The following is a 14,422-nucleotide window of genomic DNA, read 5'->3' as shown; positions in this document are numbered from 1 at the left end:
GAGGTATCGGAAGTGCGAATGTTGACATGAGTAACGATAAAGAGGGTGAGAGACCCTCTCGCCGAAAGACCAAGGGTTCCTGCTTAAAGTTAATCTGAGCAGGGTTAGCCGGCCCCTAAGGCGAGGCAGAAATGCGTAGTCGATGGGAACCACGTTAATATTCGTGGGCCTGGTGGTAGTGACGGATTGCACAAGTTGTTCATTCTAATTGGATTGGATGGGCAGCGGAGCGGTTCCAGGAAATAGCTCCACCGTATAGACCGTACCCGAAACCGACACAGGTGGTCAGGTAGAGTATACCAAGGCGCTTGAGAGAACTATGTTGAAGGAACTCGGCAAATTGCACGCGTAACTTCGGAAGAAGCGTGACCCCATGCTAGGCAACTATTATGGGGTGGCACAGACCAGGGGGTAGCGACTGTTTATCAAAAACACAGGGCTCTGCGAAGTCGCAAGACGACGTATAGGGTCTGACGCCTGCCCGGTGCTGGAAGGTTAAGAGGAGAGGTGCAAGCTTTGAATCGAAGCCCCAGTAAACGGCGGCCGTAACTATAACGGTCCTAAGGTAGCGAAATTCCTTGTCGGGTAAGTTCCGACCTGCACGAATGGCGTAACGACTTCCCCGCTGTCTCCAACATAGACTCAGTGAAATTGAATTCCCCGTGAAGATGCGGGGTTCCTGCGGTCAGACGGAAAGACCCCGTGCACCTTTACTATAGCTTTACACTGGCATTCGTGTCGGCATGTGTAGGATAGGTGGTAGGCTTTGAAGCGGGGACGCCAGTTTCCGTGGAGCCATCCTTGAAATACCACCCTTATCGTCATGGATGTCTAACCGCGGCCCGTCATCCGGGTCCGGGACAGTGTATGGTGGGTAGTTTGACTGGGGCGGTCGCCTCCGAAAGAGTAACGGAGGCGCGCGATGGTGGGCTCAGACCGGTCGGAAATCGGTCGTCGAGTGCAATGGCATAAGCCCGCCTGACTGCGAGACTGACAAGTCGAGCAGAGACGAAAGTCGGTCATAGTGATCCGGTGGTCCCGCGTGGAAGGGCCATCGCTCAACGGATAAAAGGTACGCCGGGGATAACAGGCTGATGACCCCCAAGAGTCCATATCGACGGGGTTGTTTGGCACCTCGATGTCGGCTCATCGCATCCTGGGGCTGGAGCAGGTCCCAAGGGTTTGGCTGTTCGCCAATTAAAGCGGTACGTGAGCTGGGTTCAGAACGTCGTGAGACAGTTCGGTCCCTATCTGCCGTGGGTGTAGGAATATTGACAGGATCTGTCCCTAGTACGAGAGGACCGGGATGGACATATCTCTGGTGGACCTGTTGTCCTGCCAAGGGCATAGCAGGGTAGCTACATATGGACGGGATAACCGCTGAAGGCATCTAAGCGGGAAACCCACCTGAAAACGAGTATTCCCTATCAGAGCCGTGGAAGACGACCACGTTGATAGGCCGGGTGTGGAAGTGCGGCAACGCATGAAGCTTACCGGTACTAATAGCTCGATCGGCTTGATCGTTCTCATTGACTATGCTCATCTCAAGGCGACCGCAAAGCGGTCGTCCTGACAAGGCGAAGGCGTCAGCCTTTGCCCGGTCCCGGCGAACACGAAGTGTTCGTCCGGTTGGAGCTCTAAAACGTGTTCAAAAACGAAGTCATAGGACTTCACCAGCTTCTCAAAACAACAAAGTTGCGCTTTGCCGACCTGGTGGTTATGGCGGGGTGGCTGCACCCGTTCCCTTTCCGAACACGGCCGTGAAACGCCCCTGCGCCCATGGTACTTCGTCTTAAGACGCGGGAGAGTAGGTCGCTGCCAGGTCTGCAAAACGCAACTATGTAAAACAATCTTCTCATTCACAGCCAACGGCCCAAAGCCGAAACAAAGGGCCGCTCACAAAGCGGCCTTTCGTGTTATAATACCGAAGCAAATCTCAAAGATTTGCACATGGCGCGGGGTGGAGCAGCCCGGTAGCTCGTCAGGCTCATAACCTGAAGGCCGCAGGTTCAAATCCTGCCCCCGCAACCAGATACTTCCCAAATAGACAAACAACAAAGCCCCGGACCGCAAAAACGGCCGGGGCTTTGCTGTTTTTGCGAAATGGCATGGCGACGCAAGATTTGACGTTGGGAACCGCTGCGGCAAACTCAGCCTCGTTCCCCAACTGTCGTAAACGCATGCCCGGTCGGTCCATGGCGTCTTTCTGGTCAGAGACACTGCAGCAAAAAAAATCCCAATGGGCGTATGATCAACTTTCAGGCACGAGTAAATAGTTGATAAAAGTATAATATTCTAATATACGTGGAGCCGGCATTTTAATATTTCCATAACAGCACGCAACGTCCCTCCAATTGGCGGGCGCTGGTTATTCTACTCAGCAAGGCTATGCGATTTCATGGAGTAGATCAGAGATTTATGGGGGAATGAATAAATGCGAAAATGGGCATCTTCTTTACTGACGACTTCGCATGGAAGGGGTCGTCTTCCGTTTGCTATCTCGGGATTGCCAGCTCTCTGCGCAGTGGTGCTCTATGCCAGTGTCGCTTGCGCGCAAGCGCCGACTGAGGAGCAGCGCAATGCGATCAGGGCGGAATGCCGCTCCGATTTCATAGCGCAATGCTCAGGGGTGACGCCGGGCGGTATCGAGGCGCTCACTTGCCTGCAACAGCATAGCGCCACGCTTTCGGCTGGCTGTCGGAAGGCGGTGTCGGCGATAAGCAAACCTAAGTCGACATCCGCGGAGCCGGCTCCGGCTGCGCCAGCAACCACTGGGGCGACCAGCCCGGCACCGGCGACGGGTGTACCGGCGCATCAGCCGACCCAGGCGCAACGCAGCGCTGTCAAATCGGCCTGCCAACGCGATTTCATGGCGCAATGCTCCGGCGTCACACCGGGCGGCACTGAGGCACTCAGTTGCCTGCAGCAGCACAATGCCGCTCTATCGGCGCCGTGTCAGCAAGCCGTTGCGGCCTTGGGAGGATCAGCGGGGGGAGGATCAGCCGGATCAACCCCAGCCAGCGGCGCCGCGGCGACGGTCGCGACCACGCCCGCTCCTCGAGCCATGATGCCGGCCTTCTCGCCGCGCGAGGAACTGATGATCCTGCGTGAAACGTGCGGATCGGATTTTCAGGCGTTGTGTCGCATGGTGCCTTTGGGCGGAGGACGGGGTATGGCTTGCCTCCGAGATAATCTGCAACGCGTGTCGCCTGCCTGTCATAGGGTACTGACCTCGGGACTATAGCGTCTTTTCGAACATCCCGCTGTGAAGTGCCCGCCAACAACCCAGTCCCGCAAACCGCAGACGATCGCGCAAAAAGGTTGTTACAACACCCTTACTGTACCTTCGACACCTCCACCTCAGCGACGGCTGCGGTCTTCGTACGTCCTTTCCAATATTCTTCGAAGCGCTGTAGCACGACGTAGAAAGAGGGTACGAAGAGCACGGCGAGGCAGGTCGAGGCGATCATCCCGCTGAAGACCGATATGCCGATCGATTTGCGGGCGGATGCGCCGGCGCCGGTCGCCAGCACGAGCGGCAGGACGCCGAGGATAAAGGCGAAGGACGTCATCAGAATTGGCCGGAAACGCAAGCGGGCGGCCTCGACGGCCGCATCCAGTATTTCCATGCCTTCCGCCCGCCTTTCCCTAGCATATTCGACGATGAGGATGGCATTCTTCGATGCAAGCGCGATCAGCAGGATAAGGCCGATCTGCGTATAGAGGTTGTTGGCGACACCGGCTGCCATAAGCGCTGCCACCGTGCCGAGGAGAGCGAGCGGCACGGCGAGAAGGACTGCCAGCGGCAAGATCCAGCTTTCATACTGGCCCGCGAGCACGAAATAGACGAGGAGCATGGCAAGTGCGAAGATGAAATAGATCTGCCCGCCCACGGCCTTCTCCTGATAGGACAGCGCCGTCCATTCGAAGCCTGTACCCGGCGGCAGTGTCTGATCGGCAATCTGCTCCATGACGTCGAGCGATTGGCCGGAACTGAAGCCGGCGGCAGGCCCGCCAACGATCGTTGCGGACGGGTAGAGATTGTAGAGGCTGATCAGGGAGGGGCCTTGTGTCGTGGTGACATCGACGACCGTGCCGAGCGGCACCATCGTCCCATCGCCGGCTTTGACCTTCAGGTTGCGGATGTCTTCAGCGCTGACCCGGAAGTCGGAAGCGGCTTGCGCATAGACCTGGAAGGTACGGCCAAATTTGTTGAACTGGGTGACATAGCTCGATCCGACATAGCCGGAGAGAGCGGAGAAGACCTGGCCCACCGTAATTCCCAGTGTCTCCGCCTTGATCCGATCGACGGAAACGGCAAGTTGCGGCACGTTCGAGCGAAAAGGCGTGCTCAGCCTTTGCAGCGACGATTGGGCACTGCCGTTCTTGACGATTGTGTCGGCAAGCGATTGCAGCAGCGGGTAGTCGGAAATGCCGTTCCTGATCTCGACCTGCATGGTAAAGCCGCTGGCATTGCCGACGCCCTGGATCGGAGGCGGTACCACCACCAGCGTCTTGGCGGCGAGCACGCTTTGCAGCGCGCCGTTCAAATGCTGGTAGATCGACAGCAGATCCTGCCCCTTTTCCTTGCCGCGCTCGTCCCAATCCTTCAGCACGACATAGGCGACGCCGGCATTCTGCAGGCTGGCATTGTTGTCGAGAACGGAGACGCCGCTGATGGTCAGTACTTGGTCGACGCCAGGTGTGGCTTCGGCGATCTTGCCGACCTCTTCCATCACCGCGTCTGTGCGCTCCTTCGATGCGCCATCTGGCAGCTGCGCACTGATCAGCACATAGCCTTGATCCTCGATGGGCAGAAACGCAGTCGGAAGACGGGCGAGCCCCCAGACTGCGACACCGATCAGCGCAAGTGCTGCTATGACCATGATGCCGCTGTGGCGGGTCATCGATCCGATCAGCCCTGCATAGCTGCGTTCACCCCTGTCATAGACCCTGTTGAAGCCGCGATAGAAGATGTTGCGTTTCTCGGGCGGGACCGGCGGGCGCAGCCAAAGGGCGCATTGCGTCGGTTTCAGCGTGACGGCATTGATGGCGCTGATCAGTGCCGTGGCGGCGATGACGAGGGCGAATTGCCGATAGAGCTGTCCGGTCAGGCCAGGCAGGAAGGCGGCCGGAATGAAAACCGCCATCAGCACAAGCGTGATACCGATGACCGGGCCGAGCAGTTCCTCCATCGCCTTTTCGGCCGCCTTTCGGCCAGACATGCCGGCCTCGATGTGTCGGGCGACACCTTCAACGATGACAATGGCATCATCGACGACGATGCCGATGGCGAGAACGATGGCAAACAGCGTCGACAGGTTGACGGTAAAGCCCAGTGCCGCCATGGCCGCGAAGGCGCCGATGATGGTGACGGGAACTGTGGTCGCCGGCACGAGCATCGCCCGCCAATCCTGCAGGAAAACGAGAATGACGATGAGAACGAGAACGCCCGCCTCGATCAAGGTGACGTAAACTTCGTCGATGGAAGCGTCGACGAATTTCGTCGTGTCGAACGGCACGTGATATTCGAGACTCGGCGGGAAGCTCTTCGAGAGCTCCTGCATTTTTGTATTCACCGCCTGCGCCACCGCAATGGCATTCGCCTCCGGCAGCTGAAAAATGCCGATACCGGCTGCCGGCCGGCCGTTCTGCATGAAGGATTGGCTGTAGGTCTGGGCGCCGAGTTCGACGCGGCCGATATCGCGGATGCGGGTGACGCGGCCGCCCTGTCCGCTCTCGACCTTGACGACGATGTTTTCGTAGTCGGCCGCCTCGTTCAATCGGCCATTGACGTTCAGCGTGTATTGGAAGACCTGCCCCTTCGGCACCGGCGGAATGCCGATCTGGCCGGCGGCAACCTCCTGGCTCTGCTGCTGCACGACGCTGACCACATCCTGCGGCGTCAGGCCGCGTGCCTGCAGTAGGTTCGGATCCATCCAGATGCGCATGGCATATTGGCCGGCACCGAAAACGGTGACGTTGCCGACACCCGGCAGGCGAGCGAGTTCATTCTGCAGATTGATGACGGCGTAGTTCGACAGGAAAAGGCTGTCATAGCGGCTATCGGGCGAGGTCAGGCTGACGAAGCCGAGGATCGCCGTCGATTTCTTTTGCGTCGTCACGCCCTGAAGCTGCACCGCTTCGGGAAGCGATGACATCGCAATGGCAACGCGATTTTGCACCAGAACCTGGGCCTGGTCCGGATCGGTTCCAATGGCAAAGGTCACGGTCAGGGAATAGGTGCCGTCGCTGGCGCTTGTCGACTGCATGTAGAGCATGTCCTGCACGCCGTTGACCTGCTGCTCGATCGGCAGCGCGACGGTGTCGACGAGGGTCTGGGCGCTGGCGCCCGGGAAGCGCGTCGTCACCTGCACCGTCGGCGGAACGACGTTCGGATATTGCGCCACAGGCAGCTGGAACAGGGCGACCGCGCCGATGAGCACGAAAACCAATGCCAGAACATTGGCGAGTATCGGTCGCTCGATGAAGAAACGCGAGATCATGCTGTTGTCCTTAGACGTTCAGATGAAGCATGGCGGCGGATTCATTGCGTGGTGGTCTTGGCCTTGGCATCGCCGGTGGCAGCTGCCGGTGGATTCATTTCGATCTTCTCGGGCGTGACCTTGCTGCCGGGGATGGCCTGCTGGATACCTTGGGTTACGACCCAGTCGGCGGGATCGAGGCCGGAGTCGATGACACGGAGCGCACCTTCGCGTTGGCCGGTCTTGACCTGCTTCTGTTCGACGACGTCGTCCTTGCCGAGAACAAGCAGGTAGCTGCCCAGCTGGTTTGTCCCGATAGCGTCATCGCGCACCAGCAAAGCCTTGTCGTTATGGCCGACCGGCACCCGAACCCGCACGAAGAGACCGGGCAGCATGGCATGGTCCTTGTTGTCGAACAGGGCGCGCACCTGAAGCGTGCCTGTGGAGGCATCGAGCTGCGGCGAGACGTAATCGAGATGTCCCTTATGCGGGTAGCCTTCCTCGGTCTGCAGGCCGAGCTCCGCCGGAATGCTTGGAAGGTCCGTCTGCTTGAAGGTGCGCCCCTGCCTTGCCAGGGTTTCCTTGATCATCAGCACCTGGGTTTCGCTAACGTTGAAATAGGCATAAAGCGGATCTGTCTGAACGATGCTGGCGAGTTTGGTGGGACCGGATACGCCGACAAGAGCGCCGATATCGACGAGGTGATCGGTGACTGTGCCGTCGAAGGGGGCAAACACCTCCGTATATCCGAGGTTGATCGTCGCGAGATCGAGATTGGCCTGGGCATTGAGGATGGACGCATTCGCCTCGTCGAGCGTCGCCTTGGCGCTGTCGACCGCGGTCTGCGTTGTGACCTGTTGCTTCGATAGATTGAGCTGCCGGTCGTATTCCTGCTGTGCGCCGACCTGAGACGCATGTTGCGAGGCAAGGGATGCCTTCGCCTGATCCAGTTGCGCCTGATAGGTGTTGCGCTCAATTCCGAAGAGCTTGGTGCCCTTCATCACCGTCATGCCGTCCTGGTAGTCGATCGATTGGACGTAGCCTTGGACGCGCGCCTCGATATCAACTGAGTTGAGCGGCACCGTATTGCCGGTGAGTTCAAAATAGAGCGTCACCGGTTGCTGGATCGGCTGGGCGACCCGAACCGGAGGTGGAGGAGGGGCGACGTAAGTATTGCCGCTTTTCTCACAGCCAGCGAGAATTGCCATGCCGGCGAGCACCACAGACAGGTGCAGACCCTGATACAATCTCACACGCATTGCCGCCGCCCCGATGTTTACGAGCTCTTTCAAAGGCATACAGCGTCATTTGCGCGTCTGAAAAAGACGCGCGGCGCTGTAGTCTTCATGCATGCCTCGGTGGAGACGAGCCCTCTCCGAAAAGTTCCGGGCATGCGATATTATGTCGCGGCATTGCTAAAAATTGCAATAGCTGTTGGTGCGCAATTCAACTGCGAGTTCGTCCTCGATGGATGCCATGACGCGGCTACGGTTTCCCGAGCCGTTCGATGGCAGATTGTAATGGTGCGTCCGAAACGCGGATCAGCCCGAGATACGGGTTCGCCATGTCCGAAACCAGGAAGATGGCGCCGGCGACGGATAGGGCGCAGACGAGCAGAATTGACAGCACCGTCAGATTGGCCGGCGCCTGCAGCCCGAAGGTCGCAAAGAGCAGCGAGAGCCAACAGACGAGAACGGTGACAAAGGCCCATGGCAGACCCTCTTCTCCGGATTCGACCAGCAGCCAGTGGGCCTCGGCCATCATGCCGCTCACCTCAACAGCACGCGCTTGGAGAGAGTGCTGCACGGCACCCCTCGGCAACAGGGATCGAAGGACGGCCTGAACCGCCTCGATATCCTGATATTCCCCCGGCGCATTGCCGAATGTTTCGTCGGTGGTCTCGGCAGTCCAGCCGCGGCTCAGCCGTCTCTCTATGAGTTCACGCAGCAATTGACGCGCTTTGTCGGTTTCCGGCCCGTATTGCGCCATCACGCGGTCAAGCAGGAGTACCCGTGCCGCGGCCGTTCTCATCTCCACTTCGGCATTGTCATAGGACGACTTGGCGGATGCAATCAGAAGGCCGAGCGTCAGAGCCGACAGCGTTCCCACCACCGCGGTCGCCAGCCTGATGACGTCCTTGGATTCTGCATTGAGATGGTGATCCGGCAAACGGCCGCGCACCACCAATCCTATCGATGTTGCCATCGACAGAAAAACAAAGACAAGCCCGCCAACCAACAGTGAGCCCAAGTCCGGCCTCCGTATCGCCACGTAGGTCCTGCAGCCACCCTGCAAGCTGTGCAATAGCTCCCGTCATCATAGCGGAAGACGGACCAAGCGCGGAACTCTTAACTTCCAGATCTTGTGCGGCCGTAATTGGGCGGATTTCATTGCTGGAAAATGAGCAGCACGTAAGCCAGGAAAAGCACCAGATGGACCGCACCTTGCATGAGATGCGTGCGGCCGCTGGCAAAGGTGATGATGCTGACGGCCAGAGTGAGCAGGAGCATCACCAGATCTCCATGTTCGAGGCCCAGCTTCACCGGGTGCCCGTAAAGACGGCTGATGACAAGCATTGCCGGCACGGTCAGCCCGATCGTTGACAGCACCGAACCAAGGAAGATGTTGACGGAACGCTGAAGATTATTGGCGATGGATGCACGCACGGCGCTGATTGCCTCGGGCGTCGCGACAAGGATGGCCATGACAACACCGCCAAACGCGGTCGGGGCATGCAGGGTTTCGATAATGTAATCGATCGGCCGCGCAAGCTGTTCGACCAGAAAGACGACGGGGCCCATATAGGCTAAAAGCAGAATGGCATGAGGCCAAACCGGCCCGCGGGGAGGAGCATGTTCACCATGATGCTCGTGGCGATTGCTGTCGTCGGCGAAATAGTCCCGATGGCGGCCGGCCTGAAGAAACAGAAACGTAGCGTAAAGACCGACCGATATTATACCCAGTATCAGTTGTCTCGGTGCGGATGGATGCTGTCCGTCCGGGCCTGCAAGAAATGTCGGCATCACCAGGCTCAGGGTCGCCAGCGGCACGATGACCCCGAGATAAGCGTTGGCGCCCTGCAGGTTATGCTGCTGTTCCGGTCGCCGCCATGCGCCCAGCAGCAAGGACAGGCCGACCATGCCGTTCAGGATGATCATGACGACTGCGAACAGCGTGTCGCGCGCGAGCGTGGGATTGTTCTCGCCGTGAAGCATGACGGCTGATATTGCCATCACCTCGATCGAGGTGATGGCAAGCGTCAGAATAAGCGTGCCGTAGGGCTCCTTCAGCCGCTCAGCCAAATGATCCGCGTGCCGCACGACCGACAGTGCGGAGCCGAGGACGACGGCAAACAGCCAGACGAAAACGACACTGAACCATAGCGGATCGGCAAGCCGGCCGAAGAGCTGCTCCTGGAAGGCAAGAAACGCTAAGCTCGTCACGACGCTGACGCCCAGGAACCATTCCTCGCGTATCAGGCTGCTTGGGCCGACAGCGCGCAATGCCGGACCGTCCGTCATCGAAACCACCCGCCTTCTAGCAAATGCCGCCGCAATGCGATCATCAACACCATGGTGTCCGTCCGCTGTTCTTTTGCCTGTCCCATGAGCAGGCACAGACGACGCTGCCTCAAGGCGAACCGAAGCTCAAGTCAGATCGTAAATCACTGATTAAAACTTGTAGGGCTCTGTCGTTCATCACCCACGGATCTCGACAAGGGAGCAGTCGCCGACGGTCGATCACGCCGCGCCTTGGGTTATTCGCGGCCGGTCGCCGGGATTGCCGCGCCGGTGACGACGGCTGCGGCCGGCGAAATCAGGAAGGCGATGAGGCGGGCTATCGATTGCGGCGATACCCAACCGTCCGTCTTCGCATCGGGCATGGCTGCGCGGTTCTCAGGCGTGTCGATCGTCCCGGGCAGGATGCAGTTGGCGGTGATGCGATCGTCGCGGCATTCGGCGGCGATCGCCTCGGTCAGCCGGATGACGGCGGCTTTCGAGGCGGCGTAAGCGGCCTGCTTGGCGCCGGCCTTCAGGCCGGGCGCGGCGGCGATATGAACGATGCGGCCGTAGCCTGCCGCCTTCATGGTCGGGAGAACCGCGGCGCTGATTGTCAGCGCAGTGCGGGCGTTTGCGGTCATCATCGTCTCCCACTGCGCGGGCGCCTCCGGCCCGACCGGTCCCATCTGGAAACCGCCGACGGTGTTGACCAATGCGCTGACGCCGCCAAAGCGCTTGACGGCCCGGGCGACGGCGGCGGCGCAGGAAGCATAATCAGTGAGATCCGTTCCCGCGATCGACAGAAACTCCGTGGAGGCAGGAAGATCGCCGGCCAAGGCTTCCAGCTCACTGCTCGAACGGTTCATGCAGACGAGTTTCGCGCCGGCGCTGGCAAGCTCGCGGACAACGGCGCTGCCGAGGTTGCCGCCGGCTCCCGTGACGATCACGGCTTTCTGGTCGTTCATGGCAATCGATCTCCTGACGGTGCCCGCGTTCGACGGTGCCGCGCATTGTTGATCCAGGCTGAGCGGCAGCACAAGCCCGCCGGCCAAGACAAGGTCAGATGTTTACGAAACGGCCCGCGGAGCGATCCGCGGGCCGTTCGTCTTTGATCGTCTGCCGGACGTGATTTCAGTGATATTTCGCCCGTTCGCGGTCGAGGATGACAGGCGCGTCGAGGCCAGCGATCGGACGGGTGACATCGGCCGGGATGTCGCCGGTGAGCTGCAGGTCGAGATAGCGAGCGCAGCAGACCCGCAGGAAGGACGTGAAGTTGCCGAGATCGTGGCCGGCATCGATCGATTCATGATGCAGCCGGGTGATCAGCTGGACGACATTCATACCGTCGCGCCGGGCGATTTCCTCCAGCTTCGCCCAGAAGAAGTTCTCCAGCCTGACGCTGGTGACCATGCCATCGATGCGCAGCGACCGGGTGGCGCTTTCCCAGAGCCGAGCATCTGCCTTGATGAAGAGTTCACACATATCGTCCTCCCCGGTGCCGCCCTCCTCAGGCGGCGTTGGTTTCGAGCAGTGCTGCGGCATCGAGCACGGCCATGAACTGGCGTAGCCACGACGGATGCGCCGGCCAGGCGGGCGCCGTGACCAGATTGCCGTCCGAGACTGCATCGCTGATTGATATGTCGGCATAAATGCCGCCGGCAAGCTCGACTTCCGGCCGGCAGGCGGGATAGGCCGAGCAGGTGCGGCCCTTCAAAACGCCGGCGGCGGCAAGCAATTGCGCGCCGTGGCAGATGGCGGCAACGGGTTTTCCGGCGTCGAAGAAGTGCCGGACGAATTTGAGGACGTCGGCATTGAGGCGCAGATATTCGGGTGCACGGCCGCCGGGGATGACGAGTGCATCGTAATCTTCGGCGCGCACGCTGTCGAAGGTGGCGTTCAGCGCGAAATTATGGCCGCGTTTTTCGGAGTAGGTCTGGTCGCCTTCGAAATCGTGGATGGCGGTGGCGACGGTGTCGCCGGCCTTCTTGCCGGGGCAGACGGCATCGACCGTGTAGCCGCAGGCGAGCAGCGTCTGGAACGGCACCATCGTTTCGTAATCTTCGGTGAAGTCACCCGTGATCATCAGGATCTTTGAGGCTGGCATCGTTTCCTCCCTTTGAAACCAACTGGCGGAGATTAGCAAAGAGCTGCCGCGAGCAGGTACTATGGGAATACTACAGGCGAAATTCGCACCCGATAAGGCAACAGCATTAGACCGCCCTGACCTTCACATCAGGCACCGCGCAAGCCTCGCCGCCGCCGAAGAGGCGGGAGCGGGTGAGGAAGCGCTTCTCGCGGCCATTGTCGAGCGAGAACATGCCGCCGCGGCCGGGTACGACGTCGATGATCAGCTGCGTATGCTTCCACGCCTCGAACTGGCTGGCGCTAGTATAGACTGATACGCCGCCGATCTCGCCGAGCCTGACGTCGCTGTCGCCGATCATGAATTCGTTAGCCGGATAACACATCGGCGAGGAGCCGTCGCAGCAGCCGCCGGACTGGTGGAAGAGGATATCGGGATGATCCCGCTTGATTTCTGCAATCAAATCGAGAGCTGCGTCGGTTGCGAGAACACGCAGTTCGCCGTTGACGGTGGTGGTTTCCATGGATGCCTCCTCCGAAGACACAAGGACTTCTCCCCGTGTTGGGGAGAAAGCTCAGTCTGTTGACAAACCTCGCTCTTTACTCGGCGTCATCCTCGGCCTTGTGCCGAGGATCTGCTTGATATCAACCGGCTGCAGATGCTCGGGACAAGCCGGAGCATGACGAAAGAGGGGTTGCCGACTCATCAGCAGCCTAGGCCTTCTCCCGTCGCCGGGAGAAGGCTTTTCAGCATATCACTTATGGACGGCTCTCAGAAGAAGCCGAGTGCCTTCGGGCTGTAGCTCACCAGCATGTTCTTGGTCTGCTGGTAGTGGTCGAGCATCATCTTGTGGGTTTCACGACCGATGCCCGACTGCTTGTAGCCGCCGAAGGCGGCATGGGCCGGGTAGGCGTGGTAACAGTTGGTCCAGACGCGGCCGGCCTGGATCTCGCGGCCGAAGCGGTAGCAGCGATTGGCATCGCGGCTCCAGACACCGGCGCCGAGACCGTAGAGCGTGTCGTTGGCGATTTCGAGCGCTTCCTTCTCGTTCTTGAAGGTCGTGACCGAAACCACCGGTCCGAAGATCTCCTCCTGGAACACACGCATCTTGTTGTGGCCCTTGAAGATAGTCGGCTTGACATAATAGCCATTCGCCAGCTCGCCGCCGAGATCGTTGCGCGAGCCGCCGGTCAGCACTTCCGCGCCTTCCTGCTTGCCGATGTCGAGATAGGCGAGGATCTTCTCCAGCTGCTCCGTCGAGGCCTGGGCGCCGATCATCGTCGTACTGTCGAGCGGGTTGCCCTGCTTGATCGCCTCGACGCGTTTGACCGCCTTTTCCATGAAGCGGTCATAGATCGATTCCTGGACGAGGGCGCGGCTCGGGCAGGTGCAGACTTCGCCCTGGTTGAGAGCAAACATCGCAAAGCCTTCGAGCGCCTTGTCGAGGAAATCGTCATCTTCCGCCATCACATCGGCGAAGAAGATGTTCGGCGATTTGCCGCCGAGCTCCAGCGTCACCGGAATGAGGTTCTGGCTGGCATATTGCATGATCAACCGGCCTGTCGTCGTCTCGCCGGTGAAGGCGATCTTGGCGACGCGCTGGCTGGTCGCCAGCGGCTTGCCGGCTTCGAGGCCGAAACCGTTGACAATGTTGAGCACGCCCGGCGGCAGGAGATCGCCGACGATCTCGGCCCAGAGCAGGATCGAGGCCGGTGTCTGCTCGGCGGGCTTCAGCACGACGCAGTTGCCGGCGGCAAGTGCGGGCGCGAGCTTCCAGGTCGCCATCAGGATCGGGAAGTTCCAAGGAATGATCTGGCCGACGACGCCGAGCGGCTCATGGAAGTGATAGGCGACGGTATCGTGGTCGATCTCGCCGATCGAACCTTCCTGGGCGCGAATGCAGGAGGCGAAATAGCGGAAGTGATCGATCGCCAACGGAATGTCGGCCGCCATGGTTTCGCGGATCGGCTTGCCGTTGTCCCAGGTCTCGGCCTGGGCAAGCAATTCCAGCTTGTCCTCCATGCGCTGGGCAATCTTCATGAGGATATTGGAGCGCTCGGCGGCGGAGGTGCGGCCCCATTTTTCCTTCGCCGCATGGGCGGCGTCGAGCGCGAGATTGATGTCCTTTTCATTGGAGCGGGGAATGTCGCAGAGTTTGCCGCCGGTGACGGGCGTGAGGTTTTCAAAGTATTTGCCTTCGACCGGCTCGCGCCATTCGCCGCCGATATAGTTGCCGTATTTCAGCTTGAATGGCGACTCGACGATTTTCTGATGAAGCATGTCATCCTCCCTTGATGATCCAGGTTTCCAAACGAACCAGTGGGAGGAAAATGTGCATGTTTTGGCGGAGGGAA

Annotated in this window: 10 protein-coding genes, 1 tRNA gene and 2 rRNA genes (1 of these 13 running past the window's edge); 4 read left to right on the top strand and 9 right to left on the bottom strand. The window is 59.7% G+C overall.

Going from position 1 to position 14,422, the window contains the following annotated elements; translation table 11 throughout:
* The 4 genes from RlegSU303_RS20455 to RlegSU303_RS20440 form a co-directional block, all read left to right on the top strand.
* A 23S ribosomal RNA gene (locus RlegSU303_RS20455) occupies window positions 1–1,524 on the top strand (it extends 1,417 nt beyond the left edge of the window).
* A gap of 185 nt (window positions 1,525–1,709) precedes the next feature.
* A 5S ribosomal RNA gene (rrf, locus tag RlegSU303_RS20450) occupies window positions 1,710–1,824 on the top strand.
* Between the two features lie 130 nt (window positions 1,825–1,954).
* Window positions 1,955–2,031, top strand: a tRNA-Met gene (locus RlegSU303_RS20445).
* Between the two features lie 403 nt (window positions 2,032–2,434).
* On the top strand, window positions 2,435–3,244 hold the full coding sequence (locus RlegSU303_RS20440; RefSeq protein ID WP_131643086.1) for a hypothetical protein: 810 nt from the start codon (window positions 2,435–2,437) through the stop codon (window positions 3,242–3,244).
* A 91-nt stretch (window positions 3,245–3,335) separates the two neighbouring features.
* On the opposite strand, the gene RlegSU303_RS20435 is transcribed toward RlegSU303_RS20440, so the two are convergent.
* The 9 genes from RlegSU303_RS20435 to adh form a co-directional block, all read right to left on the bottom strand.
* Window positions 3,336–6,506 (bottom strand): efflux RND transporter permease subunit, encoded by a 3,171-nt coding sequence (locus RlegSU303_RS20435; RefSeq protein ID WP_231283300.1) that lies wholly within the window; start codon window positions 6,504–6,506, stop codon window positions 3,336–3,338.
* Between the two features lie 41 nt (window positions 6,507–6,547).
* On the bottom strand, window positions 6,548–7,744 hold the full coding sequence (locus RlegSU303_RS20430) for an efflux RND transporter periplasmic adaptor subunit (protein WP_131718772.1): 1,197 nt from the start codon (window positions 7,742–7,744) through the stop codon (window positions 6,548–6,550).
* A 226-nt stretch (window positions 7,745–7,970) separates the two neighbouring features.
* Window positions 7,971–8,735: a bestrophin-like domain gene (locus RlegSU303_RS20425; RefSeq protein WP_131644665.1), complete on the bottom strand. Its 765-nt coding sequence runs from the start codon at window positions 8,733–8,735 to the stop codon at window positions 7,971–7,973.
* Window positions 8,736–8,872: 137 nt separating this feature from the next.
* A complete protein-coding gene (locus tag RlegSU303_RS20420) occupies window positions 8,873–10,006 on the bottom strand; it encodes a calcium:proton antiporter (protein ID WP_131718773.1) in 1,134 nt (377 codons plus the stop codon).
* Between the two features lie 236 nt (window positions 10,007–10,242).
* Complete coding sequence (locus RlegSU303_RS20415; RefSeq protein WP_131718774.1) at window positions 10,243–10,950, bottom strand: SDR family NAD(P)-dependent oxidoreductase; 708 nt, start codon at window positions 10,948–10,950, stop codon at window positions 10,243–10,245.
* A gap of 166 nt (window positions 10,951–11,116) precedes the next feature.
* Entirely contained in the window at window positions 11,117–11,467 is a 351-nt protein-coding gene (locus RlegSU303_RS20410) for a ribbon-helix-helix domain-containing protein (RefSeq protein WP_012759119.1), read from the bottom strand.
* Between the two features lie 25 nt (window positions 11,468–11,492).
* Complete coding sequence (locus tag RlegSU303_RS20405) at window positions 11,493–12,089, bottom strand: DJ-1/PfpI family protein (protein ID WP_131710379.1); 597 nt, start codon at window positions 12,087–12,089, stop codon at window positions 11,493–11,495.
* A 106-nt stretch (window positions 12,090–12,195) separates the two neighbouring features.
* Window positions 12,196–12,591 (bottom strand): DUF779 domain-containing protein, encoded by a 396-nt coding sequence (locus RlegSU303_RS20400; RefSeq protein WP_131718775.1) that lies wholly within the window; start codon window positions 12,589–12,591, stop codon window positions 12,196–12,198.
* A 248-nt stretch (window positions 12,592–12,839) separates the two neighbouring features.
* Window positions 12,840–14,348 (bottom strand): aldehyde dehydrogenase, encoded by a 1,509-nt coding sequence (gene adh, locus RlegSU303_RS20395; protein WP_131629380.1) that lies wholly within the window; start codon window positions 14,346–14,348, stop codon window positions 12,840–12,842.
* Window positions 14,349–14,422: the final 74 nt, after the last annotated feature.

The sequence above is a fragment of the Rhizobium sp. SU303 genome, assembly GCF_021052345.1.
Taxonomy (GTDB): domain Bacteria; phylum Pseudomonadota; class Alphaproteobacteria; order Rhizobiales; family Rhizobiaceae; genus Rhizobium; species Rhizobium laguerreae.
The sequence above is the reverse complement of the archived record's forward strand: the minus strand, read 5'-3'. Positions and strand labels throughout refer to the sequence as shown.